General features: G+C 70.0%; 19 protein-coding genes. 9 read left to right on the top strand and 10 right to left on the bottom strand.

The window, feature by feature from the left end; genetic code table 11:
• Positions 1-95 precede the first annotated feature (95 nt).
• Positions 96-266 (top strand): hypothetical protein, encoded by a 171-nt coding sequence (locus tag ACYVII_RS18645; RefSeq protein WP_460537843.1) that lies wholly within the window; start codon positions 96-98, stop codon positions 264-266.
• Positions 267-417: 151 nt separating this feature from the next.
• Here the strand turns inward: ACYVII_RS18645 and ACYVII_RS18650 are convergent, their stop codons facing one another.
• A complete protein-coding gene (locus ACYVII_RS18650; protein WP_460537844.1) occupies positions 418-1,233 on the bottom strand; it encodes a sugar phosphate isomerase/epimerase family protein in 816 nt (271 codons plus the stop codon).
• Positions 1,234-1,298: 65 nt separating this feature from the next.
• On the opposite strand from ACYVII_RS18650, the gene ACYVII_RS18655 reads away from it, so the two are divergent.
• Positions 1,299-3,584, top strand: coding sequence for a glycoside hydrolase family 38 N-terminal domain-containing protein (locus ACYVII_RS18655; protein WP_460537845.1), 2,286 nt, complete (start codon positions 1,299-1,301; stop codon positions 3,582-3,584).
• Positions 3,585-3,623: 39 nt separating this feature from the next.
• Here ACYVII_RS18655 and ACYVII_RS18660 read toward each other — a convergent pair whose 3' ends face one another.
• From ACYVII_RS18660 to ACYVII_RS18700, 9 genes are all read right to left on the bottom strand, one after another.
• Positions 3,624-6,374, bottom strand: a complete 2,751-nt coding sequence (locus tag ACYVII_RS18660; protein ID WP_460537846.1) for an alpha-mannosidase — start codon at positions 6,372-6,374, stop codon at positions 3,624-3,626.
• Entirely contained in the window at positions 6,371-6,982 is a 612-nt protein-coding gene (locus tag ACYVII_RS18665) for a D-sedoheptulose-7-phosphate isomerase (RefSeq protein ID WP_460537847.1), read from the bottom strand. The genes ACYVII_RS18660 and ACYVII_RS18665 overlap by 4 nt, the downstream gene beginning before the upstream one ends.
• The gene (locus ACYVII_RS18670) at positions 6,975-8,021 is read right to left on the bottom strand and encodes an ROK family protein (protein WP_460537848.1); all 1,047 of its coding nucleotides are present in this window, start codon (positions 8,019-8,021) and stop codon (positions 6,975-6,977) included. The genes ACYVII_RS18665 and ACYVII_RS18670 overlap by 8 nt, the downstream gene beginning before the upstream one ends.
• Before the next feature lie 197 nt (positions 8,022-8,218).
• Complete coding sequence (locus ACYVII_RS18675; RefSeq protein ID WP_460537849.1) at positions 8,219-10,054, bottom strand: MBL fold metallo-hydrolase; 1,836 nt, start codon at positions 10,052-10,054, stop codon at positions 8,219-8,221.
• Entirely contained in the window at positions 10,051-11,946 is a 1,896-nt protein-coding gene (locus tag ACYVII_RS18680; RefSeq protein ID WP_460537850.1) for an alpha-amylase family protein, read from the bottom strand. Before ACYVII_RS18680 ends, ACYVII_RS18675 begins: the two co-directional genes overlap by 4 nt.
• Positions 11,943-13,427: an alpha-amylase family protein gene (gene gtfA / locus ACYVII_RS18685; protein ID WP_460537851.1), complete on the bottom strand. Its 1,485-nt coding sequence runs from the start codon at positions 13,425-13,427 to the stop codon at positions 11,943-11,945. Before gtfA ends, ACYVII_RS18680 begins: the two co-directional genes overlap by 4 nt.
• On the bottom strand, positions 13,424-14,095 hold the full coding sequence (locus tag ACYVII_RS18690; RefSeq protein WP_460537852.1) for an aspartate/glutamate racemase family protein: 672 nt from the start codon (positions 14,093-14,095) through the stop codon (positions 13,424-13,426). Before ACYVII_RS18690 ends, gtfA begins: the two co-directional genes overlap by 4 nt.
• Positions 14,077-14,982: a hypothetical protein gene (locus tag ACYVII_RS18695; RefSeq protein ID WP_460537853.1), complete on the bottom strand. Its 906-nt coding sequence runs from the start codon at positions 14,980-14,982 to the stop codon at positions 14,077-14,079. Before ACYVII_RS18695 ends, ACYVII_RS18690 begins: the two co-directional genes overlap by 19 nt.
• A gap of 76 nt (positions 14,983-15,058) precedes the next feature.
• The gene (locus tag ACYVII_RS18700; RefSeq protein WP_460537854.1) at positions 15,059-16,513 is read right to left on the bottom strand and encodes an FGGY-family carbohydrate kinase; all 1,455 of its coding nucleotides are present in this window, start codon (positions 16,511-16,513) and stop codon (positions 15,059-15,061) included.
• Positions 16,514-16,597: 84 nt separating this feature from the next.
• Between ACYVII_RS18700 and ACYVII_RS18705 the strand changes: the two genes are divergently transcribed.
• The 7 genes from ACYVII_RS18705 to ACYVII_RS18735 form a co-directional block, all read left to right on the top strand.
• Positions 16,598-17,380 (top strand): DeoR/GlpR family DNA-binding transcription regulator, encoded by a 783-nt coding sequence (locus ACYVII_RS18705; RefSeq protein ID WP_460537855.1) that lies wholly within the window; start codon positions 16,598-16,600, stop codon positions 17,378-17,380.
• A complete protein-coding gene (locus ACYVII_RS18710) occupies positions 17,380-18,663 on the top strand; it encodes a four-carbon acid sugar kinase family protein (RefSeq protein WP_460537861.1) in 1,284 nt (427 codons plus the stop codon). Before ACYVII_RS18705 ends, ACYVII_RS18710 begins: the two co-directional genes overlap by 1 nt.
• Positions 18,660-19,361 carry a class II aldolase/adducin head domain-containing protein gene (locus tag ACYVII_RS18715; protein WP_460537856.1) on the top strand — a complete coding sequence of 234 codons (702 nt, stop codon included), beginning with the start codon at positions 18,660-18,662 and terminating at the stop codon, positions 19,359-19,361. Before ACYVII_RS18710 ends, ACYVII_RS18715 begins: the two co-directional genes overlap by 4 nt.
• Before the next feature lie 55 nt (positions 19,362-19,416).
• Complete coding sequence (locus ACYVII_RS18720) at positions 19,417-21,315, top strand: beta-N-acetylglucosaminidase domain-containing protein (RefSeq protein WP_460537857.1); 1,899 nt, start codon at positions 19,417-19,419, stop codon at positions 21,313-21,315.
• Positions 21,316-21,327: 12 nt separating this feature from the next.
• On the top strand, positions 21,328-22,338 hold the full coding sequence (locus ACYVII_RS18725; RefSeq protein WP_460537858.1) for a Gfo/Idh/MocA family protein: 1,011 nt from the start codon (positions 21,328-21,330) through the stop codon (positions 22,336-22,338).
• On the top strand, positions 22,335-23,354 hold the full coding sequence (locus ACYVII_RS18730) for a Gfo/Idh/MocA family protein (protein WP_460537859.1): 1,020 nt from the start codon (positions 22,335-22,337) through the stop codon (positions 23,352-23,354). The genes ACYVII_RS18725 and ACYVII_RS18730 overlap by 4 nt, the downstream gene beginning before the upstream one ends.
• Before the next feature lie 212 nt (positions 23,355-23,566).
• Positions 23,567-24,440: DUF222 domain-containing protein (locus ACYVII_RS18735; RefSeq protein WP_460537860.1), on the top strand; the 874-nt coding region annotated here is incomplete at its 3' end.

The following is a 24,440-nucleotide window of genomic DNA, read 5'->3' on the forward strand; positions in this document are numbered from 1 at the left end:
ATCCAGATCCCCGGAACGCACATTCACACCCACACCTAATTATCCCCTGACCAGGGAATAAACCGGCTCGACTCACCGAAACGAGACCCAGATTCATGCGACAGCCTGCGCTGTGCTGGTACCACCACCACTACGTCGACACCGGAGGCTGGGCCATCCGCATGATCCACGGGGCACCACACGTACGCGCACCAGCATGGATCGACCCCACCGGGCAATGGCGACCCACCGGAACCGCACGCGGCAAACCCAAACGACGCGAATGAAGTCGCGAACTGGATTGAGCGACGACGAAGAGAAACGGCGACGAAGAGACACGAGCCGCCACGAGCTCGAGCTCGTGCGCCGCGTCGATCTCTGCGGCCTACGACTGCGCGATCACACCGCAACCGACGATCGCCACCGGGTGAACGGCCATTAGCGCGTCTCCGCGAGGAGGGCTTCCACGATCACGCGGCTGCGGGCGACGGCGTCCCTCGGGTCGCCTTCCTCCGGCTCGTGCTCGATCGACAGCGGACCGTCGTACCCGATGTCCGCCGCTGCACGAACGCAGTCCGCGATGTCGACGATGCCTTCGCCGAACGCGCAGGTGTCGTGCGCGCCGGGCGCACGAACATCCTTCAGATGGATGTACTCGACGGCAGGCCCCAGCTCGCGGATCGCGGCGGCCGGATCGCAGCTCTGCGTCGCGAACCATCCGGTGTCGACAGTGACTCCGACGCGCTCTCCGGGGATGCCCTCCACCTTCGCCAACAGTTCGGCCACACTGCCCTCCGGGTGGTTCTCCCGCCCGTAGCGCAGCCCGTACTTCTCCAGCAGCCCGGCGAAAGCATCCGGATTCCGCTCCGCGAAGGCGCTGTAGCCGGCCAGCACAGGCACGTCGAGCGCGTCGAGCATGGCGCACACCCGCTCGCACTCTTCGGCCGTCTCGCCGAACGGTCCACCGGCATAGCTGGTGAGACGGATGCCGTACCGCTGGCCGGCAGCGCGCGCCGCGTCGATGTGCTCCGGCGTCGCCCACTCGCTGTCCAACTGGGCGCACCAGAGGTCGTATCCGGTGAAGCCGAGCTCCGCGACCTCAGCGAGCATGGCGTCGAATCGTTCGGCGAAGGCCTCCGCCGGCCGGAACCACGCCTCCGCCGATTTCACACCCTGCCCCCAGCCGCCCGGCATCGACCAGTTCAGCTGCCGCGCGACATAGTTCGCCCCGTTGAAGGCCAGCTCGTTCTTCATGCACGCTCCTCGGTAGACTCGTTGTGGTAACGATGCCACATTCTTCACATCACGAGGATGAACACATGGCCAGGATCCGCCGGCTGCTCCTGCTCGGTCACACCCATCACGACGTCGGCTACACGAACAGCCCGCGGATCATCGACCGGATGCACGGCGAGATCGTGCGCGAGGTGCTGCGGCTCGCGGATGCGGATGACCAGCCTCTGGATGCGCCCGACCGGTTCCGCTGGACGTTCGAGGTCGCCCGCCCCGTGCTGACGTTTCTGCGCACGTCCACTCCGGCCGAACGCGAGAGCCTCCGCCGGCAGGTGGCCGAGGGCACACTCTGCGTGACGGGCGGATACCTCAACCTGACGCAGCTTCCTGACGCGCCCGAGTTCGCGGCCGCATATCGCGCGCTCGAGGAGATCCGGGCGCTGTCCGGGAAACAAGCACATGGCATCCCGATCCGCACCGAGCAGCACGGCGACGTGAACGGCATCGCCTGGGGCGCAGCCGATGCGATGCTCGACGCCGGCATCGACCGTCTGCTGATGGCACTCAACCCGGATCACGGGCGGGCGCCGCTCGAGCAGCCCAGCGCGTTCTGGTGGGAGGCGCCGTCGGGCAGGCGCGTCTTCACGCTGCTGTCGACCCACTACGGATTCGGGGAGGAGTGGGGCATCGTCGACGGCGACGTGGAGCTCGCGTGCGAGAGCATCCGGCGGTTCGTCGAGCGACTGGATGCCCGCGACGACTACCCGTTCGACACCGCTGTGGTGCACGCAGGCAACGACAACCGCTGGCCGACCGCGCTCTTCGTCGACGTCGTACGCGCGTGGAACGAGCGGCATCCGGACTGTGCCATGGCCACCTCGACGACGGACGCCGCGATGGATGCCCTGATCGCCCAGGCACCGGACGACCTGCCCGTGCTGCGCGGCGAGTGGGCCGACTGGTGGTCTCACGGACACGGATCCACGGCGCGGGAGGTGGCCGTGTACCGCGAGGCTCGGCGGTTCGCGCGAGCGGCGCGGGAGGCGTTCCGCCTGGCACGGGCACGCGGCGAGGGCGAGCCGGCGCTCGCGACCGTGCTCGGCTACCGCCGGGGTCCGGTGCGGCTTCGCGACGAGGCCGAGCTCGCGCGTGCCTTCGACGCGGTCGACGAGCAGCTGCTGCTCTTCGGCGAGCACACCTGGGGTTCGTGGGAGACGTACTCGAAGCCGCACTCGCACTTCAGTCACTCGCACTGGAACGCGAAGGCCGGTTTCGCCTACGCGGCCTGGGACGAGGCGCGCGACCTCGCGGTGGAGGCGCTCTACCGTCTCGCCGCCGCCGGCACGGATGTCCGTGCGGCAGACGGCGTGCTCGTCGCGAACCTCACCGACCGGCCCCGCCGCGAGCCGGTGGAGGCCGAAGTGGGGTCACGTCGCGCCACTCTTATCGCCGACCTGCCGCCGCACGGCGTCGCCGTGCTGCCCGTTCCCGCCGACCTCCCGGCCGGCATCCCGAGCACCGTCGCCGAAGCCGGCAGGTACCGCGCGATCGTCGACCCGGTCCGCGGCGGTGTCGTCTCGCTCACCGACAGCGTCACGGGACGCGAGCTCGTGGATCCCGGATGCCCGCACGGGCTCGGCGCGGTCGTGACGGAGGTGCCGGCGACCCGCGAGCATCCGATGTTCGAGAACCCGAAGAACTTCAACCCCGCGTTCTCCGGCCCCGAGTTCGAGCGCACGCACACCCGATCGGACGAGACGCCGCGCGTGAGCGAGACGGATGCGTTCGCTCGGATCGAGTGGACCGGCCGGGTGGCCGGCGACGATCGCCGCGCTCCGATCGAGGTTGCACACGCGCTCACGCTCTACCGCGACCTCGACGTCATCGATCTCGCCGTGTGGATCTCGAAACCCGGGGAATTCGCACCGGAGAGCGTGTTCGTCGCGTTTCCGTTCGGCATCCGTGAGCCCGAGTTCCTGCTCGAGACCGCCGGTGCCGCGTTCGCGGCGGAGTCGGAGCAGCTCCCGGACACGTCGAAGGACTGGTACTCCATCCAGCACGCGATCGGCGTGTGCGGCGAAGGCGGCGCGGTGCTGTGGGGGTCGGCGGATGCCCCGCTCGTGCAGCTCGGCGGCTTCCACACCGGGCAGTGGGCGCGCACACTGGATGCCCCGGTCGGGCACGTGAACAGCTGGGTGATGAACAACCTGCACTTCACGAACTTCCAGGCGACGCAGAAGTTCACCGGAACGCTGCACTACCGGTTCAGGCCGGTCGAGCCGGACGGACTGCGCGAGCAGGTGCGCCGGTTCGGCGACGACCTGGCCCTCCCCGTGCAGGCGAGGGCGTACGCCGGGCCGCTCGGCCGCTGAGCATGGGCGTCGCACGCTTCAGCGAACCGCCCCGTGTTGCTACAGCGGTCGCTCGATGAGGTCGACCTCGCGGACCGGCTCGTTCGGGTCGGACGGCACCACGAACGTCCGCAGCTGCGACGCCCCGAAGTCCTCCTCGATGGTGCGTCCGAGCATCGGCAGCTGGATGCGCGAACGGCCGGGCTCGCCGCGGGTCTCGATCGCGCGCACGACGACATCCGCCCCGCCCAGCGCGTCGCAGGCATCCTCGGTGCCCTTGAGCGCCGTGACCATGACGCTTCCTCCGCCGTCGGAGGCGAAGGAGTGCACCGGCGGCAGCACGCCATCGTGGAACGACTCCTGCATCGCCCGCACCGCATTGCCGAGCAGCAGGGCTCGGCGTACCGGATCGGCTTCACGCCAGTCGCCTGCGTGCGGCACGAGCTCGTAGCTGAAGTTCTGGATGCCCTGATCCTGGAAGCTGTAGATGCCGTCGGGATCCAGGAGCCGCGGGTCGTGCCACGAGTAGACCGGGCTCCGAACGGCGGTGATGCCGATCGACGGTCCCTGTCCATCCGACGTGTCGTAGGCGTGCTTGTTCGTCGCGACGACGGTCAGGCCGGCGGGCTCGCCGCCGATCGTGCCGGTGAGGTCGACCCAGGACTGCGCCGGCTGCTCCGACCCGTTGACGTGCCGCTCCAGGTGACCGAACGGAATCTCGTAGGTCGCGGTCGTCTGCTTCAGCACGGTCGGGAACCGCAGCTTGAGCAGGTGCGCGTGCTCCCGCCAGTCGAGCGTGACGTTCACCCGCAGCACGGGCGAGTCGTGGTCGAGCACGAACTCTTCGATGAGGGTGGATGCGTGCCACTCGCGCTCGATGCGCACCCGCGAGCGCAGGGGACCTGTCTCGCGCACCACGATGCGCTTCAGCGCCATCGGAGTGCCCGGCCACGCGTAGGAGACGACGCGGTGGCCCCACGTGTCGGTCGGGTCGTCCGTGATCTGCGTGTGCTGCTCACCGTCGACGCCGGCCATGAGATCGATTCCGGTGGACTTCAGCAGGTACGACGAGATCCATCCTGTGCGCTGATCGAGCTCGATGCGCACGTGCTCGTTCTCCAGCACGCGCTCGGAGACCTCGAGAGACGTGCCGGCGCCCGACCCGCGTCCCGGCCGCAGCCGGTACAGGCGATACCCGAGCGCCGGCACCTCAGCGCGGAACACCACCGCACCGCGCGAGACATCAGAGGTCGTCGCGGTCGACTGCGTGTTCTGGAAGACCACCTCGTCGCCGTTCTCGTCGACCACGTGCACACCCGTACGCTGCGATCCGTACTGGAAGACGACATCCGTCGAGACGGGCCATGGATGCGGGTTGAAGACGAGCACGGGCTGCGTGCCGTCCTCGCGGGGCACGTCGACCTGGCGGGCGATGGTGTTCTGCGCACGCGTGACGATGCGCTTGGAGATCGCGACGGCCTCGCCGAGCTGGTCGCGGGCATCCTCATACGAAGGCTCGATGGCGGAGCCGGGGAGGATGTCGTGGAACTGGTTGAACAGCACCTGCTTCCAGGCGGTCTCCAGCTCGTCGCGCGGGTAGTCGATCCCGTCGGTGACGGCGACGACCGCCGCCCAACGCTCCGCGTTCAGCACCGCGAACTGGGCGCGGCGCTGCCACGCCTTGATGCCCGAGTGCGCGGAGTAGCAACCCCTCGCGTGCATCTGCAGGTCGCTGCGACGAACCGGCAGGGCATCGAGGAACGCCTCGCCACGGCCGAGAACCTCGTCGAAGTAGGTGCGTGGAGACGACATCGTCATCCTTCCGAAGGTGCCCATGCGGTCGTAGCGGTGGATGGACTCGATGTTCGCGATCGTCGGACCGCCGCCGTGGTTGCCCACACCGTAGAACACCATCGCGTCGCCCATCTCGCGGTCCAGTGAGCCGATCGCCTTCTCGGTCTGGTAGTCGATCGCCCCTGGCGGGCTGCCGTACTCGAAGGGGATGCGATAGGCGAGCACCCGGGATCCGTCCGGCGACTCCCACCAGAACAGCGTCGACGTGAGGTCGGACTCGTGCGGCCCCGGCCGCAGGAACGCGTAGGAGTCCATGCCCTGACCGCGCAGGATCTGCGGGATCATCGCGTTGTGCCCGAACGGGTCGACGTTCATCCCCACTGTCGCCGGCTTGCCGAATCGGGAGAGGAGGTAGCGCTGCCCGTAGAGCCCCTGCCGCACGAAGCTCTCCCCCATCGGCAGGTTGTTGTCGGGCTCGACCCACCAGCCACCCACGTTGACCCACCGGCCCTCGGCGACGCGGTCCTGGATGCGCGCGAACAGTTCAGGGTCGGACTCCTCGACCCAGCTCAGCAGAACTATCTGGTCGCAGGTGAACACGAAGTCGTCGTACTCGTCCATGCGCTGGATGGCGGACCAGAACGTGGCGCGCGCCTCCTGGTAGCCCTCCTGCCAGGGCCAGAGCCACACCGGGTCCAGGTGGGCGTTGCCGACCATGTGCAGGGTGCGCTGCGGGGTCGCCGTCGGCCGGCGGGCCGGCTCGAGCTCGACCGGCTGGGTTCCGGAGGGCGCGTTGGAGACCGGCGCTTTGACCGTCGAGAGGTCTGTCGCGGGCGGCTCGCCCGCGATCACCGGAGCGAAGTGCTCGTTCGCGGAGTCCATCGAAGCCTTCTCCATCGTGCCGGCGCCCTCGCTCGGCTCGTACTCCTTCCGGCTCGCTTCGCGTGGACCGCGCATCGCGGGGTCCTCCTCCGGCTTCCAGTCCTCTGCGCGCTGCTGCGCTTCGCGGTCTTTCACGGTGCGGTCTCCTCGAGTGCGTCATTCGATTCGCCGGCGGCCCAGGCATCCACCATCTCGGACAGCACATGGAGCATGAAGGTGTGGAACTCCTGGATTCTCGGGGTCGAAGTGGACGGGCTCAGCAGGCAGTGGTCGGCGTGCTGCCGTGCGGCACCGCCCTCGCCCCCGCCGAACAGCACGGTGGTCGCGCCCGCCGCCTTCGCCGCCTGGAGGGCCAGCACGACGTTCGGGCTCCTGCCGCTCGTGGTGAACGCGGCGACCACGTCGCCGGGCCGCACGAGGCCGCGCACCTGCCTCGCGAACACCTCGTCGTACGAGTAGTCGTTCGCGATGCAGGTCAGCGCCGACGGATCGGTGCTGAGCGTCACCGCTCCGAGCGGACGCCGGTCGCGGCTGTAGTGCCCGATGATCTCGCCGGTGAAGTGCTGCGCGTCGGCCGCGCTGCCACCGTTTCCGAACGTGTAGAGGATGCGCCCGGCAGCGAACGCGGAGCACAGCACCGCACCGACCCGGTGGAGCGCAGGCACGAGCTCCTCCCCGGCTTCGGCGACGGCGATGTGCTCCTTCAGCTGGCGACTCATCCAGTCGTTGGCGATCTCAGGCATGGTGCGGCTCCGGTACTGGCACGCTTCCGCTCGCGAGCCGGTCGAGGTGGTCGAACGCGACTGCGCCGGCGCCGACCACGCACACCACGTCGCCGAGCCCGGCGAGTACGACGTTGGATGCCGCGGCTGCGGGCGGCATGGCTGCAGCGGCGACGCGTGCACGGATCGGCTCGATGAGCTCGTCGCCGGACCGCGTCACCCCGCCGCCGAGCACGACGAGATCGGGCTCGAAGACGTTCACCAGGTCGGTGATGGCGACGGAGAGCACGTCGATGGTCTCCTCCCACAGCTCGACCGCGAGCGGGTCGCCGGCCGATGCCGCCGCGACCACGTCTTCCGAACGGATGTCCGCAACACCGGCGAGCACGGAACCCGCCCCGCGCACTGCGACGGCTTCGCGAGCACGCAGGGCGATGGACGTGCCCGAGGCGTAGCACTCCAGGCATCCGCGCCGCCCGCACAGGCAGGGCCGGCCGCCGGTGCGCACCATGACGTGGCCGAACTCGCCGCCGTTGCCAGCGGCTCCGCGGTGCAGGCGTCCGTCGACGATGGCGCCCCCGCCGATGCCGGTGGAGATCGTGAGGTAGATCATGGTGGAGGTGCCGCGCGCCGCTCCGTAGCGGAACTCGCCCAGTGCGCCGACGGTCGCGTCGTTCTCCAGCACGGCGGGAACGCCGAACTCGCGCGACGCGAGGTCGACGATCGGCACGTCGACCCATCCGGGCAGGTGGAGCGGGCCGGTCAGCACGCCGGCGTCGAGTGGGCCACCGCACGAGATTCCGACGGCCGCGATGTCGGAGGCCGGGATGCCCGACGACGCGATGGCGCGGTGTCCGATCTCGAAGAGTCTGGGAACGATTACACCGGGACCCTCCTCGCGACGAGTCGGTTCGATGACGAGTCCGTGGGTTCGGCCGTCCTCCGTGACGACGGCGACGGCCAGCTTGGTTCCGCCGATGTCGAGCGAGAGGACCGCTCGTGGGCCAGTTGCCATCATGTCCTTCCGGAGCTTCACGATCGCCCGGTCCCGGCCGATCATGTGGAATCGTTCCCACAAATAGTAGGTCGTGCTCCGCAAGCGGGTCAACTCACACAGCTCCGTTCTCGCGCACCGTCGGACCGCTGCCCGTGGTCCCGAAAACAGGCATTCCTCTCGAGAACAGGCCAAATCAGCCTGTTCTCGGGAGGAATTCGCTTTCCTGCCTGTTTTGGACGCGCCGGAGGCCCCGGCGTCGATCAACGAAGCGTGTCGACGACCGCGTCCGCGGCCTGGCCGAGCCGCGTGGCACCGAGCGTGACGTCGGCGGCCAGCCGCTGCCGCTTCGCCGGCGCTGAGGATGCCCGCACCCGGAATCGCAGCCGCACCGTCTCCCCGGCGTCCGCACGCCCGCTGGCGGGTGCGGGTGCGCTCCAGCCCGGCGGAACCACCAGCCGCGCCACGACATCCCGGGGCTCGTCGAAGGGGTTCACGACGACCACGTCGTAGTCGAGCCAGGCCCCGGCATCCGTGCGCAGATAGAACGGTTCGACGAGCACGAGGTTTCCGTCGGCCGGCGGCCGCAGGCCGTCATCGGGCAGAAGGTCGTCGTGGATGCCTGCGAGCTCGTCGCCCTGCTGCTCGAGCAGGCGCAGGTAGTCTTCGTCGACCTCGCGTCCCTGCCAGTGGCCAGTGATCATCAGACCGGGAGCGATGCGCCGGTAGAGCGCGGCGCTCGCGCGATAGTCGTCGCGGCGGAACCGGTTGCGGTACTGGTAGTTGAGGATCTCCCGCTGCACGCCGAGCCGCCCGTCTGCCGCCTGCTGGTCTCCGGTGGCCAGCACCAGCAGCCCGTCGACCTCGAACTCGAACGCCGCCGCGTAGAGGGTGTGTCCGGGCAGCGGATGGGTGGTGATCTCGTATTCGTGCCACTGCACGGCCTCGCCGAGCGGCAGCACCCGGTCGGCCGGAATGGGCTCGAACCACTGGCAGGGCAGGTCGGTTCGCATCGGATCCGCCATGATCGGCTCGACGTTCTCGGGAAGCCAGACCTGCGTTCCCTCGACGTCGCGCAGCAGGTTCATGCCGGCGACGTGGTCGTCGTGGTAGTGGGTGGCGAGCACGACCTCGACCTCGGTGACGCCGTAGTCCCGCTTCAGCGCGGGAAGCGAGGCGAGCCACGGCCGGCGGGCCGCACGGTCGGTGCCGGCCGGCCAGCCCGTCGACATGTCGTAGCCGTAGTCGATGAGCAGCGCCGGACCGTCGTCGCTGAGCAGCACGTACGAGCACGAGTTGGCCGTGCGATTCAGGAGCAGGTGGTCGGTGAGCCGCACGAACGGGCGCTTCAGCCAGTCGTGCAGATCCCAGGCGCGGGTGCGCCGCGAGTCCACGTACCCGCTCATCCGATCGGCCAGCAGCTCGAGCGCGGCGGCGGCATCCGTCATCGGTTCGCCGTGCGATGGCAGCAGGATGTCCGGACCCTCGTCGCGCAGAAGATGGCACGAGAGCACGTTCATGGCCGGGCCCTCGTTCTCGGTGTACGACCACTGCGTCGAGGCGAGCGACCACACCTTGCCGGGCGCGTAGATGAGGTCGCCGGTGAACGCGATGCGTCCACCGTCGCGGTCGATCAGATAGCTGACCGACCCCATGGTGTGCCCTGGCGTCGGCACGGTCTTCACGCGGATGCCGCCGAACTGCGCCGTCCGGTACTCCGGCACCGTGCCGGCGATCGGGATCGGTTCGAGCAGCGAGAACCGGTCCTGCCGCAGGTTGTAGTCGTTGTAGAGCGCACGTGCCGACCACATCTCATCCGCTCGCGCGAAGAGGTCCTGCTCGACGGGCGGAACCCAGACCGGGATGCCCGCCTCGACGGCGCGAGACAGCCCCTGGCCCTGGTCGCGGTGGTGGTGCGTCATCAGAACGGCGTCGAGAGTGGTCAGGCCGAGTTCGCCGAGACGGTCGAGCACGTCCCCCGAGCCGAAGTCGATAGCGATGGCGCCGGCCGTCTCACCTGGTTCGGGCAGGACGACGTACACGTTGCACGTGTCGACGAACCGATGTACGCCGGGGGCGACCTCGGTGAACGCGCTCATGCCATCCCTCGCCCCTCTCGACGACCTGCTCGTGCCGCTCGATAGCCACGCCACAGGAACGCGATCTCATCGAGGTCGTCGTCGCCGATCGCCTCGCGGCTGTTGTCGATCGATTCGACATAGTAGAGCGCAGGAACGCCCAGCTCCGCCTGCACGCGCGCGTAGGCGAGCCACTCCTGACGGTTCGGCATGGGCCACTGGTCGGTGTCGATCGGATGCCCCGGCAGCGCGGCCGCGGCGATGTCGTGGCGGAACCGCACCTGGTCGACCACCGGCACCGGGTCGCCGTTCACGGATTCCACGAGCACGTCGTTGAGCCGGATCATGTCAGTCACGTCGCCGAACGACGGATTCACGGTGTGCGTCACGACGAGCGCGTCCGGCTTCGCCGCCTTCGCCGCGTCATGGATGGTGCGCACCAGCCGGTGCAGCGCGGCGATTCCCCACACACCGTCCGCGTGCGTTCGCAGGGTGCGCCCGGACGGGGCGCGCTGCGTGAAGTCCACCTTGAAGCCGTCGGCGTCGAGACCGTCGCGAGAGAGCATCCAGGTCACCTGCTCGACGAGCGCGTCGAGGTATGCCGGATTCGACGGGTCGACCGCGACCGCCTGACCGTGGGCGTCCTGCACCGTCAGCTCGACGGGAAGCCCGTCCGGATCCCAGGCCTTCAACCACAGGAGCACTCGCTGCCCGTCCGCGTGCCGCGTGTCGATCCAGGCGCGCAGGTCCGGCCACTTCTGCTCGTCGACCGTGTTGGTTCCGTACTCCGCCTGCCAACGGTCGTCGATGACGACGGTGCCGGGGCGGATGCCGTGCTCGGCGAGGCGCAGAAGCCAGCGATCGTAGAGCTCCTGCCGGGCCAGGTCCGCGGCGAACGCGACACTGTCGGGCAGCACGAACCCGTGCGGCGAGTCCGTGGCGAGGTCCTCGCCCTCGTGGGTCAGACGCACGGCGAGCGCGGACTGCGCACCCCAGCCGCAGAAGATCGGTTCGTACCACCAGTCTGCGGCCGAACCCGGCTCACCGGCCCAGCCGTGACGGGCGACGTCGTCGCGGTACTGGATGATCGCGGAGCGCGGCGAACCGGCCGGCCGGAGCACGAACTCCGGCGACGACCATCCGCCAGGCCCGACCACGGTGTGGCCCTCGTACGCGAGACGCAGCAGGAATCCGCCGTCCAGCGCGTCGTACCGGAAGGTCGTGAACCCGAGCTCCTCGACGGGCGCCACGACCGAGGCGCCGAGCCACTCACCCACCGGCATGTCGGTGGGGCCATGCGGGGCATCCGGATCGATCGTGGGACGACCGAGCCCGAACACGAGCGGCGGCGGCGAGAAGATGCCGTGCAGGCGGCCGGGCTCCGCGTCGCCGACGACGCCGAGCTGCGCCTGGCTGGTCGACGGCCGCACCACCTGGACGGGCTCGGTCGGGGTGGGCACGAAGAGGGACGGGAAACGGATGCCCGAGCGGAACGTTCCCGCAGCTCCCGTCGGCAGCGCCGCCTGCCCGCCGAACACGGTGACATCCGCGATGCGCGCGTCGTCGGCATCCGTCGTCACCTCGACGTGTGCACGGATCTCGTCCGGGGTGCAGCGCAGCACGAACACGCGGGTCGCCCACGCACTCGAGTCGCCCGCCACGCGCACCACCACATCGCCGTGCGGCTGCTCCTCCACGGTCACGGCGGTCCGCCCGGACGCCTCGTCAGGCTCACCCAGCCGATCGACGTTCGCGATCAGGGAGAGGTCGCTCCACAGCTCGCCGTCCGCGCCGGCGAGCGTCGCGCGGGGCACTGTGAGGGCGACACCGAAGGTGTAGGCGGGAGTCGTGATCACGACCTCGGCCGGGCCGCGCGTGACCTGTACGAGCTGGTCGACCTGCTCGATCGTCATTCCGGTGCTCCCCACTGCGCGAGTTCCTCCACGGAGGCCGCCTCGCGGATCTCCTCCGGTGTCTCCAGCCTGAGGCGGAACACCGGCTTCGGCGCGAACGAGACGGCGAGCGCGGCCCGCGCATCACCGGAGGCCCACTCCAGGCGCAACGCGCCGTCGGCGTCGACCCGGTATCCGAAGTCGCCGTCGAACGCCGGATGCCTGCGGCGCACACGCACGAGCGCCAGCTGGGCGCGCGTCACCGTGCTCGCGAGCGCAGCGTCGATCTCGGGCGCGGTGTACGTGTGCCTGTTGACGTCGCGGCCCTGTCCGGTGCGACGGAACAGTTCGGTGTCGTCGAGGCCGCCGAGCAGGCCGACGTAGTAGAGCTGCGGACTGCCGGGGAGCCACAGCTGCACGGCGCGTGCAAGCAGATACGCGGTGGCATCCGCACCGAGCACGGAGAAGAAGGTGGCGTTGATCTGGTGCGGCAACTGCATCCAGGCGGGTACGACCGACGCGATCGCCGAGTGGCCGCCCGTGGCGACGCGTGCGCGTTCGAAGATCGCGGCCATCTCGTCGGCATCGATGAGACCGGGCTGCTCGCCGCTGGGCCCGGCGTCGATCACGCCTATGCCGTCGTGCGTGTCGAGCACCGTGACCGCGTTCGCGGGACGGATGCGCAACCACTCCACCAACCGGTCGCACGTTCCGGTGCCGAGGCTGTGCAGCAGAAGGGGCGCGAGCGCGAAGTCGTACACCTCGTCGACGAGCGGCGCTATCGCGAGCTGCTGCGTGTAGTGCGCGTGCACCTCCACGAGCACGCGAAGGCCGGCGGCGCGTGCCACGGCGACGATCTCGCGAACGAACGCGAGCGTCTCCTGCGTCATGAAGCTGTCCGTGCCCGGCGTCTTCACCGCATAGCCGACGGCATCCAGTCGCACGGTCGTCACTCCACCAGCACGCAGGGTGTCGAGGATGCGGCGCAGGTAGTGCCTGGCGCGCTCGTTCGCGACGTCGAGGTCGATCTGCGTGGGCAGGAACGTGGTCCAGACCAGTCGCCTGGTGCCATCCGCGAGCCGGTACGCCGTGAACGGCAGTCCAGGTCGCGGTCGGTAGAACGAGGTGATGTCGGCCTCGGTGGCGCCGTGCGGAAAGACGGTGTGGAACGTGAGGAACATGCCGTCGTGCTCGGACCGTTCACCGTGGTCGAGCCAGTCAGCGAACTCCGCGGACCGGCTCGAGACGTGGTTGACGATCAGGTCGGCCGTGACCTCTCGGTTCGCCGCGATCGCGCGCACGTCGTCCCAGTCGCCGAGGCGGGGGTCGACCGTGCCGTGGTCGACGGGGTCGAACCCGGCGTCGGCTCCGTCGAAGGGCACGAAGAACGGCAGGATGTGCACCCCCGCGAAATCGCGCAACGGCCCGTCGAGCAGCGAACGCAGACCATCGAGGTCGCCGCCGAGCCGGTCGGCATAGGCGAGAAGGTCGACCTCCGTCACGACGTGAGCACCTCCCGGAGACGCTCCACGCCGCTGCGCGGGGACGTGAGCACGGGCACGGAGAGCCCGGCGCTGGAGGCGGCATCCGCCATCGATGCCTGGGCGAGCACGATGACGGCGGCGGAGTCGGCGACCCGGCGCACAGCCTCTGCGATGAGCCGGTCATGCTCCCCCGCGTCCCCGCTCGCACGGGCGGCCGCCGCTTCCTCGACGACCGTGGTCGACACGGTTGCGTTCGATCCCCGCTCGGCGACGTACCGCTCGATGAGCCGCGTCGTCGGCCCGAGCGTAGCTGTGTTCGTCGCGAACACGGCGATCAGGGCTTTTCCGGCTCCGGCGAGACGCACGGCCTCGGCCGCCATCGGCTCGTCCACCCGCAGCACCGGGATGCTCATCCCGGCACCGGCTCTCTCGGCCGCCTCACCGATCGAGGAACACGTCACGAGCACTGCGTCGGCACCGCACTCCCTCAGGTGCGCCAGGTGGGCCGCCACCCGCTCCTGCACCTGCGGCGTGACGCCGTCGCGAATCGCGGTCTCGAGCATCCACGCGTCGACGACGTGCTGCCGTTCGACGCCGGTTACGGCCTCGGCCACCATTCCGTCGAAGGTCGCGGCGAGCGCGGGAACGGTGTGCAGGAGCCCCGCGATCACGACGCCTCCCGCCACGGTCGCGCCTCGCGGTCGACGACCGCGATGAGCCGCTCCAGCCGTGGAACGGACAGCTCGCGCAGGGCGCGAGGCGCATCCGGATGCCCGACGACGTCGCTCCAGAGCGCGCGCCCGGCGAGGAAGCCGCTCGCTCCTGCGCGGCACGCCGCCTCGACGGCGGGCAGGAAGGCCGGGCGATCGACCCCCTGCGAGAGCACGACCCACGGACCGGTGATCGCCTCGTTCAGCTTCTCGCTCGCTGCACGCTGCTCAGCCTCGTCCCCGGTTCCCGCGAGCGGCACCTGCACTTTGTACAGGCTCTGGCCGAGCACGGAGAGCTCGCGCGCGGCCTCACGGATGGCGACGTCGAGGTCCCAGCTGCGATCATCCAGTTCCCTGGGCGTGGCGCGCACGACCGGTTCGAGCACAGACAGGACGCCGCGTTCGCGGCACGCCGCCACGAAGCGCCGCACGAGTTCGACGCGCTGCGCGCGCCTCTCGTCGCGTCGCCAGATCACGAGCAGCTTCAGCGCGCTGACGCCGTCGAGGTTGGTCTCGGCGAGCACGACCTCGTCCAGCCCGGTCTCCTCGACCGGTCCCCCGTCGGCCTGCTCGAGCGCATCCGCCGCGAGAATCAGGCCGGTGGCGGCCGGCAGTGTCTCGCGCACGCGCTCGAATCCGTAGTGCCGGTCGATCAGGAAGCCGGAGGCGAGCGGCCCGAGGGCGTCGGCGACGTCGAGCTTGAACCGCACGAGCACCTCGTCGGCCGGGCGTCCCGCCCCCGCGAGGTCGAACATGTGGCGCAGGCTCTCGCGCTGGTCCATCGCCACCATCGCCAGCGCCCCTGTGGGACGGGCGATCGCGTCGAGGCTCCGTGCCGCTTGCGTCGGTGCGGGGTTCGTCATGGGGATTCCTTACTGGTGGTGCTTCTGGTGGTGCTTCTGGTGGTGCTGGTTCGGTGGGCGGAGTCGGGGAGACGAGTCATCGCTCGCCCGTCGCGGCGGAGATGAAGGCGGCGAGCAGTTCCGGTGCACCGCCGTCCGATCCGCCCGCGCTGCCGAGCGCCGGCTCCGCAGGGTCGAGCGGCAGCGTGGTGGTGATGCCCGCCACTCGGTGAGCGGCAAGCATCGCGGCTCCTGTCGCAACGGGTTCGGCGGCGTCGACGCGGCGGAGCCGCCCGGTGAGGATGCGCCGCTTCAGATTCCACCAGGCATCGTTCGCCGCGCCAGGGCCAGCGAGCACGGTGAGGTCGGCGTCGCGCGCCCCGAGAATCCCGGTCTGAACGGAGTCCAGCCACGCGAGCTGCAGTACCAGGCCGGTCAGCACCGCCATCAGCGCCATCCCCGGATCGGCTGCCAGCGCCGGAACGGCTCGAAGACGGGCCGAACGGTCCGGCTGCGGAGCCTGTCGTCCGCGCAGGTAGGGCAGGAGGAACGCCCCGAGCGCACCGGTCGAGCATTCGGCGGCTGCCGCGAAGACATCCGCGCGGTCTGCACCGGGAAGCAGCTCGTCCAGCGCCCACTCGATGAGCGCACCGGCCGTCGGATTCGCGCCCAGCAGCGACTCGTGGATGCCGTCCACGGCTCGCGCAATGCTCATGCCCTGCTCACGGGCGGCCTCGCGCGGCACCTCGGCCGCCAGACGATACAGCGCCTCGGATGTCCCGACCGAGTCCGCGGCGCATCCCGGCTCCCGAACGCCCGCGGCCCACGCCCCAACGGCGTGATCGTGTCCGGCTGCGACAACCGGCAGGCCGGCGGGCAGGCCGAGTACGGCCGCCGCATCCTGCGTGAGCGTCCCCGCACTCTCGCCCAGCCGCGCGACCCGGGGAAAGCGGTCGGGGGTCAGATCCACCAGGGCGAGGAGGTCGGCGTCGAATCGTTCGGCCGGTCCGTTCAGCCGGTAGGCCATCGTGCGGGCGGCGAGCGTGTGGTCCGTCACGGCCTCGCCCACGAGTGCGGCGACCACGAGGTCCGCGACACCCGCCCAGCACGCCCGGCTCAAGCGGGCATCCCCCGCCTCCCGGAGGGTCAGCCAGTGCGCGAGCGGGGTCTTCTCGGGTACCGGCACCCCGGTCGCCGCGTACAGCTCCGCAGCTCCGGCGCCCGCCACGAGCGAGCGGACCGCGGATCCGCCATCATTCTCGTTCCACCGAAGCAGATCGCCGAGAGGATGCCCGTCGGCGTCGACGAGTGCTCCGGTCTCAGCCATGGATGCCACGCCGATGCCGACGACACGATCGCGCGCCTCGATCGCGACCGATCCGATCGCGGTGAGCACGGCATCCTGCAGCGCGGAGCCGCCGGCCGGAGTCGGCACGGTGCGAACGCGCTCTTCGCGAACGGCAAAGCCGCCGCCGTCGAACGAGGCGAGCACGACCTTGGTGTTGGTCGTGCCGATGTCGACGCCGATCGCGGCCGGGAACGCTGCGCGCACGCTCCATTATGTTCGTTCTCGGACAAACAGGTCAAGCTTTGTTCACTTCTTGACAACTCGGGGTCATCGCGATGGGATGGATGCATGCGATACGCGGACGCCCCCGCTCGCCGGGAGGAACTGCTGCGCCGCCTCGGCGCCGAAGGCTACGTGTCGTCGTCCGCCGTCGCGGACGAGTTCGGCGTGTCGGAGATGACGATCCGCCGCGACCTCCGCCAGCTGGCCGCCGAAGGCCTTGCGCGCAGGGTGATCGGTGGGGCCAGCCTTCCCGACCTCGGGCACGCGCGGCCGTTCGACGAGCGCGCCGGAACCGGGGGCGGCGAGAAACGGGCGATCGCCGCCGCATGCCTCTCCCTTCTCGAGGGAGCGACCACTATCGCGCTCGACGCGGGGACGACCGTTGCACCGCTGACCGACCTGGTGCCGGCCGGCACCACTGTCGTGAGCCATTCGGCTCCCGTGATCCAGGCGGCCATCGAGCGTGGAGACCTCGACGTCGTGGCCATCGGCGGCACCTACCAGCGCGCGACGCGCAGCTTCGCGGGACCGGCCGCCCGGCGCTCGATCGCCGACCATTCGTTCGACGTTGCAGTGCTGTCGGCGACCGCCGTCGACCGCACCGGACTGCTGTGCGCCAACGCACTGGATGCCGAGCTCAAGCAGGAGCTGTCCCGCTCGGCGCGCACCACGGTGCTGCTCGTCGACCACTCGAAGCTCGGGGCGCGAGCGCCGATCCGGGTTGGCGGTTTCGACCTCGTGGATGCCATCGTCACGGACGACGGAGCGGATGCCGACGATCTCGCGGTGCTGCGGGCATCCGGAGTGCGGGTACTCGTCGCCGCCACGGAGGAGGTCGACGTCTCGTGATGCGGCTCGGTGCCGTGGCGGACGACGTCACCGGTGCCTGCGATCTCGCCGGGCGGGTGGTCGAAGCCGGCCTGCCGGCGAGCGTGCTGTTCGGCAGCGCCGGCGACGAACGCCTGTTCCCGTCCGACGGCGATGGATGCGCCGTGGTCGCACTCAAGATCCGCACCGTGCCCGCCGCCGAGGCCGCCACCCAGGCGGCGACTGCGGCACGGCGTCTCCTCGCCGCGGATGCGTCGCTGCTCTACCAGAAGTACTGTTCGACGTTCGACTCGACACCGCGCGGCAACATCGGGCCGATCGCCGACGCCATGGCCGAGGTCGCGGGCGGCCCGGCAATGGCCGGCGGGATGAAGAGCCGCGCCGTGACGGTCGGGACCCCGGCCACGCCGGCATCCGCCCGCACGCAGTACGCGGGAACGCTCTTCGCCGACGGCGTGCCGCTCGCCGAGTCGCCGCTGCGCGAGCACCCGCTGACACCGATGCGGGACTCGAACGTGATGCGCCTCTTGTCGCCGCAGACGCGAGCGGATGTCTCCCTCGTGCGCTGGGAAGACGTGAAGCGAGGCCCCGAGCACGTGGCAGGACTCGTCGGCGAGGGGCACGTGCTCACGGATGCCCTCACCGAGCGCGACCTCGACACGATCGCCGCGAGCGTGCTGCTTCTCGCCGGCGAACGCCCCGTGGTCGCCGCCGGAGCGGCCGGCGTCGGAACGGCGCTCGCTCGCGTCGCGGTCCGAGGCGCGGGAACGCTGCGACCTGTGCGGATGCCCGTGGTCCCAGTGACCGGCAGGCTCATCCTCGCCGGCAGCGCCTCAGCAGCAACCCGCGCACAGCTGGACACCTTCCGTGGCGAGAAGCACCTGCTCGACCCGTTCGCCCTCGCGGAGGGTGAGGCGGAGCTGGACCGGTTGCGGGTCATCCTGTCCGCCCGTCGTCACGACATGCTTCCTGCGCTCGTCGCCGTGCGCGGCGATGTGGCCGGGGTGCAGGCGGAGCTCGGTCTGGAGCGGGCGGCTCAGGTCATCGAAGGCGCCTTCTCGGAGCTCGCGAATTTCGCCGTGCACGAGCTCGGCGTCAGCCACCTGATCGTCGCCGGAGGAGAGACCTCGGGGGCCATCGTGACCGGGCTGGGCATCCAGCGCTTGCTCGTCGGTGCCCAGGCGGCGCCCGGCGTGCCGTGGACCGTGGGCGACTCGCATGGCCGCAGCGTCGCACTGCTCCTCAAGTCCGGCAACTTCGGCGGCACCTCGCTCTTCAACGACGCGTGGGAGACCGCGCCATGAGCGAGACCGCTCTCTTGCGCTCGGCTGTGGTGCACGCCTGCCGGTATCTCTCCGCGGCCGGTCTCTCGCCGGGCAGTTCGGGCAACGTGAGCGTGCGATCCGGATCCCGGATCATCGCGACGCCCACCGGCTCGTCGCTGCGCTCGGTCGCCGAGGACGACCTCGCGCTCGTGCCGTTCGAGTCGCCCGGGTCGTCGGCGTTGCGGGGGCCGTCGGCGTTGCCGGGGTCGTCCGTGCAGAATCTCGCGTCAGGGCTGCCGGATGCGCCACGGCCGACCAAGGAGCTGCCGCTGCACGAGGCGATGTACGCGGCGCACCCCGACGCCACCGCGGTCGTGCACCTGCACTCGCCGTACGCGACCGCGATCGCGTGCCTCGCCCCCGACGATGACGGTTTCGCGCGGCTGCCTCCGCTGACGCCCTACCGGGTCATGCGCCTGGGCACGGTACCGCTCGTACCGTACGCCAAGCCCGGGAGCCCCGAGCTCGCGGCGGCCGTCGCCTCGCGCGCCCACGGGCATCCGGTGCTGCTGCTGGCCAACCACGGTCCCCTCGTCGCCGCCCGCGACCTGGATGCCACCATCGATCTCGCCGAAGAGCTCGAGGCAGCGGCCCGCCTCACGCTTCAGTTGCACACCCTTTCCCCCGTGCTGCTGGATGCCGCTGCGGTGGCGTCGCTCACTCCGCCAGGCCGTTGAGGTCACGCCCATCCACCGCCCGATTGCAACCCGAAAACCTTCTGCAAGGAGCACAGTGACCCGCGCAGTGAACGAATCCGTCCTCGAAGCGAACGAGCCGGATGCCGACCCGACTGAGCCGCATCCGCTCGCCTGGCGCGGCCTCGTCGAGGGCTTCTACGGCGCTCCCTGGTCGCACGACGACCGGCTGCGCTGGTTCGAGTTCGCGTCGGCCTCCGGGCTCGATTGTTACCTCTATGCACCAAAAGACGACCCGTGGCACCGCGAGCAGTGGCGCGACCCGTACCCTGACGATCGCCTGGCCGCTCTCGCCGACCTGTGCTCCGAGGCGGAGCAGCGCGGCGTGCGATTCGTCTACACGATCGCGCCAGGGCTCTCGATGAGGTACGACGAGGATGCCGAGCACAAGGCGCTCGCAGCGAAATGTGCGCAACTGCTCGGGGCGGGCATCCGCTCGTTCGCACTGCTCTTCGACGACGTTCCGATGGACGAGCCGGAGGCGTTCGGACGGGCGCACGGCGAGACCGCTGCCCGGCTCCAGGAGGACTTCCTGCGGCCGGCCGGCATCGACGAGCCTCTGCTGGTGTGCCCGACGGACTACGCCGGCCTCGGCCGCACCCCGTACCGCGCCGGCCTCGACGCCACGCTTCCGCAGGATGCACTCGTGCTCTGGACCGGAGCGGACATCGTCGTGGGAGCGGTCACGGCCGATGACATCGTGCTCGCCAGGGAGAGCTACGGGCGCGACCTCGTGCTCTGGGACAACTTCCCGGTGAACGACTTCGACCGTTCCCGAGTGTTCCTCGGTCCGCTTACCGACCGGCAACGCGCACCCGGACTGGTCGGCATCGTCTCGAACCCGATGGTCGAGGCCGCGCCGTCCCGGTTCGCGCTGGCCACCGTCGCGGAGTGGGCCGCCGACCCCGAGCAGTACGACGCGCAGGATGCCGCGGCGCGAGCCTACGAGCGGGTCACCGGGGGTGCACCCGGGCTCCGTTCCCTTGTCGAGGCCTGCAGCTCGTGGCCGCCGTCTGCACCGCGGTGGGCGGCGCTCTCGGATGCTGTCGCCGAGAGCCGCTACGAGGACGCCGAGTCGTTGCTGACCCGGCTCGCGCAGACCTCCGCGAGCGGTGTAGACGAGGACCTGGCCGTCCAGTTGGCGCCCTGGATCGACGCGGCGCAGGCATCCGGCGCGGCAGGCGCGATGGCGTGCCGGGTGCTCGCGTTCGACGGCGATCCCAGCGAGGTCGCCTCACTCGAGGACCTGCTGAAGGCGCGCGGCACGATGGAGGGCGAGTTCGCCGACGTCGTACGCGACGACGTGCTGAGCCTCCTCGACGACGCCATCGTCGTTCTCGGCGGCGAGCCGTCGCATCCGCACACCCCGCACGGCGCGGCGGTCTCCATCTACAGCGGCTCGAACCCGGCGCCGGGAGACCGCGAGCTCGCGGAGTTCCTGCGCGGGTCGGGCATGCACGTGCACTTCGGCCACGACGAGGCGGCAGACCTCGTGATCGTCACCCGCTCGGCGTCCGAGGAACTGATCGTCGAGGCGTCGCGCCTGGCCATTCCTGTGCTCGCCTGGGGCCATCTCGTGCCCCTCGGACTGGCCCCGGCGTCGCGCGTACTGCTGTCGGTCGACCGGATCGAGATCGTCGACCACAGGCATCCTGCGGCCTCCGCCATGGCGGGGGAAGTCGTGGTGTACCGCGGCAGGGCGAAGGTCACGGTGAGCGAGCCGGGCGAGGGGGCGCACGTGGTGGCGCGCGAGCCGCAGTCGGGCGACGCCGCCATCACCATCACGCCGCCTGGAGCGCCACTCGCGAACGGCAGCCCGGCGCCCGCCGCGCGCGGCACCTTCTACCTCGCCGCAGACGGCTTCGCGCCCTGGCTCGTCACCGAATCCACTCGTGCCCTGCTCTACGCCACGATCGGAGCACTTCTCAACCCGTAAGGAGACATCCTGATGTCCCAACCACTCACCGTCGCGGCGATCGGCTTCTGGCACGTTCACGCCGGAGACTACGCGCGCGCTGCTCAGCGGCACCCCGACACGCGACTCGTCGCCGTCTGGGATGACGACCCGCAGCGCGGCGCCGCGGCCGCCGAGGAGTTCGGTGTCGAGTTCGTCTCCGACCTCGACGAGCTCCTGGCGCGCAAAGATCTCGACGCCGTAACGATCACCACGCAGACGTCCAGGCACACGGATGTCATCGGGCGCGCGATCCGCGCAGGCAAGCACGTGTTCAGCGAGAAGCTGCTCGCACCGACGGTCGGGGAGTGCGAGGAGCTGATCGGCGCCGCCCGGCGCGACGGCGTCGTGCTCACGGTTTCGCTGCCGCGGCTCTACGACGACTACACCGTCGCGATCGAACGCATCCTCGACGAGGGATCGCTTGGCGAGCTGACCTACACGCGTGTGCGGCTCGCGCATGACGGCTGGGCTGCCGGATGGCTGCCCGAGCGTTTCGCAGACCCGGATGCCGCCATCGGCGGCGCGCTCACCGACCTCGGTTGCCACCCGGCCTACTTGACCCGGCTGTTCCACCGGGCGGAACCGATCGCTGTCAGCGCGAGCTACGGCAGCGTGACGGGACGAGCAGTCGAGGACAACGCCGTGGTCACCGCGGAGTTTCCCGGCGGTCGTCTCGGCGTGTTCGAGGCGGCGGTGGCGACCACTCCAGGCGCCTTCACGATCGAGCTCCGCGGCACGGCCGCCTCGCTCATGTTCGGGTTCGGCAGCGAACGCCTGCTCGCCAAGGGCGGGGTGTTCGGCGACCACTGGGCCGAGGTTCCTCTTCCCGAACCGCGTCCAGGGGCGTTCGCGTTGTGGGTGCAGAGCATCCACGACGGCCTCTTCACCGACGACAACCTCCGCCACGCGACCGCCCTGACCGGCATGGTCGTCGCGGCGAACGAATCGGCCGCGAGCGGGCGCCGGGTCGCGGCCACGACCCCTAAGGAGTACCGCCCATGACCAGCAAGACCGTTCGAATCGGCCTCATCGGCGCCGGAAACATCGCCGGTGCGCACATCGCCGGTTACCTGCGCAACCCCGAGACGATCACGTTCGCCGCGATCGCCGACCCGGTGCTCGAGAGCGCGGAGCGACGCGCGGGCGATACCGGAGCATCCGTCTACGCCGACTACAACGCGATGCTGGCCGAGGCCGACATCGACGCCGTCGACATCTGCCTTCCGCATCACTTGCACAAGGACGCCATCGTCGCTGCCGCTCGTGCCGGCAAGCACATCCTCTGCGAGAAGCCGCTCTGCCTCACCGCGGAAGAGGCGGTCGAGGTGTCCGAAGCGGTCACCGACGCTGGCGTGACGCTGATGTGCGCGCACAACCAGCTGTTCCTGCCGGCCGTCGCCCGCGCGAAGCAGTTGATCGACGACGGTGTGCTCGGCCGTGTCTACGAGGTGCGCACGACCGACAGCTTCTTCAACGACTTCAACCCTGACAACATGGGATGGCGCGCCAACGCGGCGACGAGCGGCGGCGGCGAGCTCATCGACACCGGCTACCACCCGACCTACCTCCTGCTGCACCTCGCAGGCGGTTCGCCGGTCGAGGTCGCCGCCATGCTGGCCACTCACCGGCTCGCGTTCATGGAGGGCGAGGACTCGGCGACCGTGCTCGTTCGATTCGACAACGGTGTGATCGGGACGATCGTGACGAGCTGGGCGTACCAGGCCGCGGACGGCACCGAGAAGTTCTCGGTCGTCGGTGAGCAGGGCAGTCTGACGAGCGACGGCACCTCGCTCAGCTACCGCCGACGCGGGGAGAGCGAGCCGACCATCCTCGAGCTCGAGCCCGTGCACGAGTTCCAGGCGGAGCTCGAGCACTTCGCGCGCAGCATCCTCGACGGCACCCGTCCGCTGCACACCGAGAAGGAGGGCACGGAGGTGCTGGGCATCATCCTCGCCGCGTACGAGTCGGCGAACGCGCGCACGATCGCGCCGGTTGCGACACTCGCCACGGCCGGGTGAGTGGGGCGGGTGCCATGGGCCAGCTGACAGGGCAGCTCCCCAGACGCTACAGCCCACGGGTGAGCCTGCTTGCCGTGTCTTTCCGTCCATGGGTGAGCCTGCTTGCCGTGGCTTTCCGTCCACAGGTGCCTGTTCGGCCGGGTTGTCCACAGGTAAAGTACCTGGTCAGGAGTAGGTTCTGAATGTCGGTGGGTGCTGGTTGACTTGGTTGTATGAACAGTCCGAACGCACCGGTCGCCGCCTCCACGGCGGCACTGTCGGATGCGTTCGATGCGCTCTGCTCAGCGGTGGATGACCTGCTCCCCGCGACCGGTGTGCACGGTCTCGGTGATGAGGTGCTGCTGTCCGCGACCCGGGCGGTGGAAGCCCTGGGTCGGAAGGTGGATGCGTTGCGTGCGCATTGTGCTGGGGAGATCCTGGAACGCTCTCCGAAGGGTCTCGGTGCGGAACGGCTCTCCGCCCGTAATGGGTGCCGCACCCCAGCCGAGTTGACGGCACGGTTGACCGGGGTGTCGGAGGCGACCGCTGTCCGGCGTGCTGCGCTCGGGCAGGCGGTCACGGTGCGTGGGTCGCTCACCGGTGGCCTGTTGCCGCCGAAGTTCCCCACCGTCGCGGAAGCGGTCGCGACCGGGGATCTGGGTGAGGATGCCGCTCGGATCATCGTCGGCACCCTGGCTGGCGTGGAGCACCGTGCCGATCCCGCGGACTGGGCCGCCGCGGAGGCCGACCTGGTCGCTTCCGCCGTGGAGGAGGGGTTCACGGCGGATCAGACGAGGGTGCAGGCCACGGTGTGGAGGGTCGCGTTGGATCCGGACGGGGTGGAGGGTGGTGCGGAGGAGGTGATGCGGCACCGCACCCTGACCCGGTTGGGCACCTGGGGTGGGCTGGTGCGGTATCGGATGGAGTTGATGCCGGAGATCTCCGGGAAACTGGAACAAGCGATCGCCGCGGTGGTGTCTCCGAAATCGAAACCCGCCTTCCTGAACGGCGACCAGGCCGCGGACGGTGATTTGGATGACCGGTCGTCGCCGCAGAAACGGCATGACGCGTTCGCGTCGTTGATCGATGCCGCCGCCCGTAGTGCGG

Source organism: Humibacter ginsengiterrae (assembly GCF_054780115.1).

Bases quoted from the DNA above. Each gene is read 5' to 3' on its own strand.
- ACYVII_RS18715 (WP_460537856.1), top strand. From the start codon at position 18,660: ATGAGCGAGACCGCTCTCTTGCGCTCGGCTGTGGTGCACGCCTGCCGG.
- ACYVII_RS18670 (WP_460537848.1), bottom strand. From the start codon at position 8,021: ATGATCGGCCGGGACCGGGCGATCGTGAAGCTCCGGAAGGACATGATG.
- ACYVII_RS18695 (WP_460537853.1), bottom strand. From the start codon at position 14,982: ATGACGAACCCCGCACCGACGCAAGCGGCACGGAGCCTCGACGCGATC.
- ACYVII_RS18650 (WP_460537844.1), bottom strand. From the start codon at position 1,233: ATGAAGAACGAGCTGGCCTTCAACGGGGCGAACTATGTCGCGCGGCAG.
- ACYVII_RS18645 (WP_460537843.1), top strand. From the start codon at position 96: ATGCGACAGCCTGCGCTGTGCTGGTACCACCACCACTACGTCGACACC.
- ACYVII_RS18680 (WP_460537850.1), bottom strand. From the start codon at position 11,946: ATGACGATCGAGCAGGTCGACCAGCTCGTACAGGTCACGCGCGGCCCG.
- ACYVII_RS18710 (WP_460537861.1), top strand. From the start codon at position 17,380: ATGCGGCTCGGTGCCGTGGCGGACGACGTCACCGGTGCCTGCGATCTC.
- ACYVII_RS18655 (WP_460537845.1), top strand. From the start codon at position 1,299: ATGGCCAGGATCCGCCGGCTGCTCCTGCTCGGTCACACCCATCACGAC.
- ACYVII_RS18705 (WP_460537855.1), top strand. From the start codon at position 16,598: ATGCGATACGCGGACGCCCCCGCTCGCCGGGAGGAACTGCTGCGCCGC.
- ACYVII_RS18675 (WP_460537849.1), bottom strand. From the start codon at position 10,054: ATGAGCGCGTTCACCGAGGTCGCCCCCGGCGTACATCGGTTCGTCGAC.
- ACYVII_RS18665 (WP_460537847.1), bottom strand. From the start codon at position 6,982: ATGCCTGAGATCGCCAACGACTGGATGAGTCGCCAGCTGAAGGAGCAC.
- ACYVII_RS18730 (WP_460537859.1), top strand. From the start codon at position 22,335: ATGACCAGCAAGACCGTTCGAATCGGCCTCATCGGCGCCGGAAACATC.
- ACYVII_RS18725 (WP_460537858.1), top strand. From the start codon at position 21,328: ATGTCCCAACCACTCACCGTCGCGGCGATCGGCTTCTGGCACGTTCAC.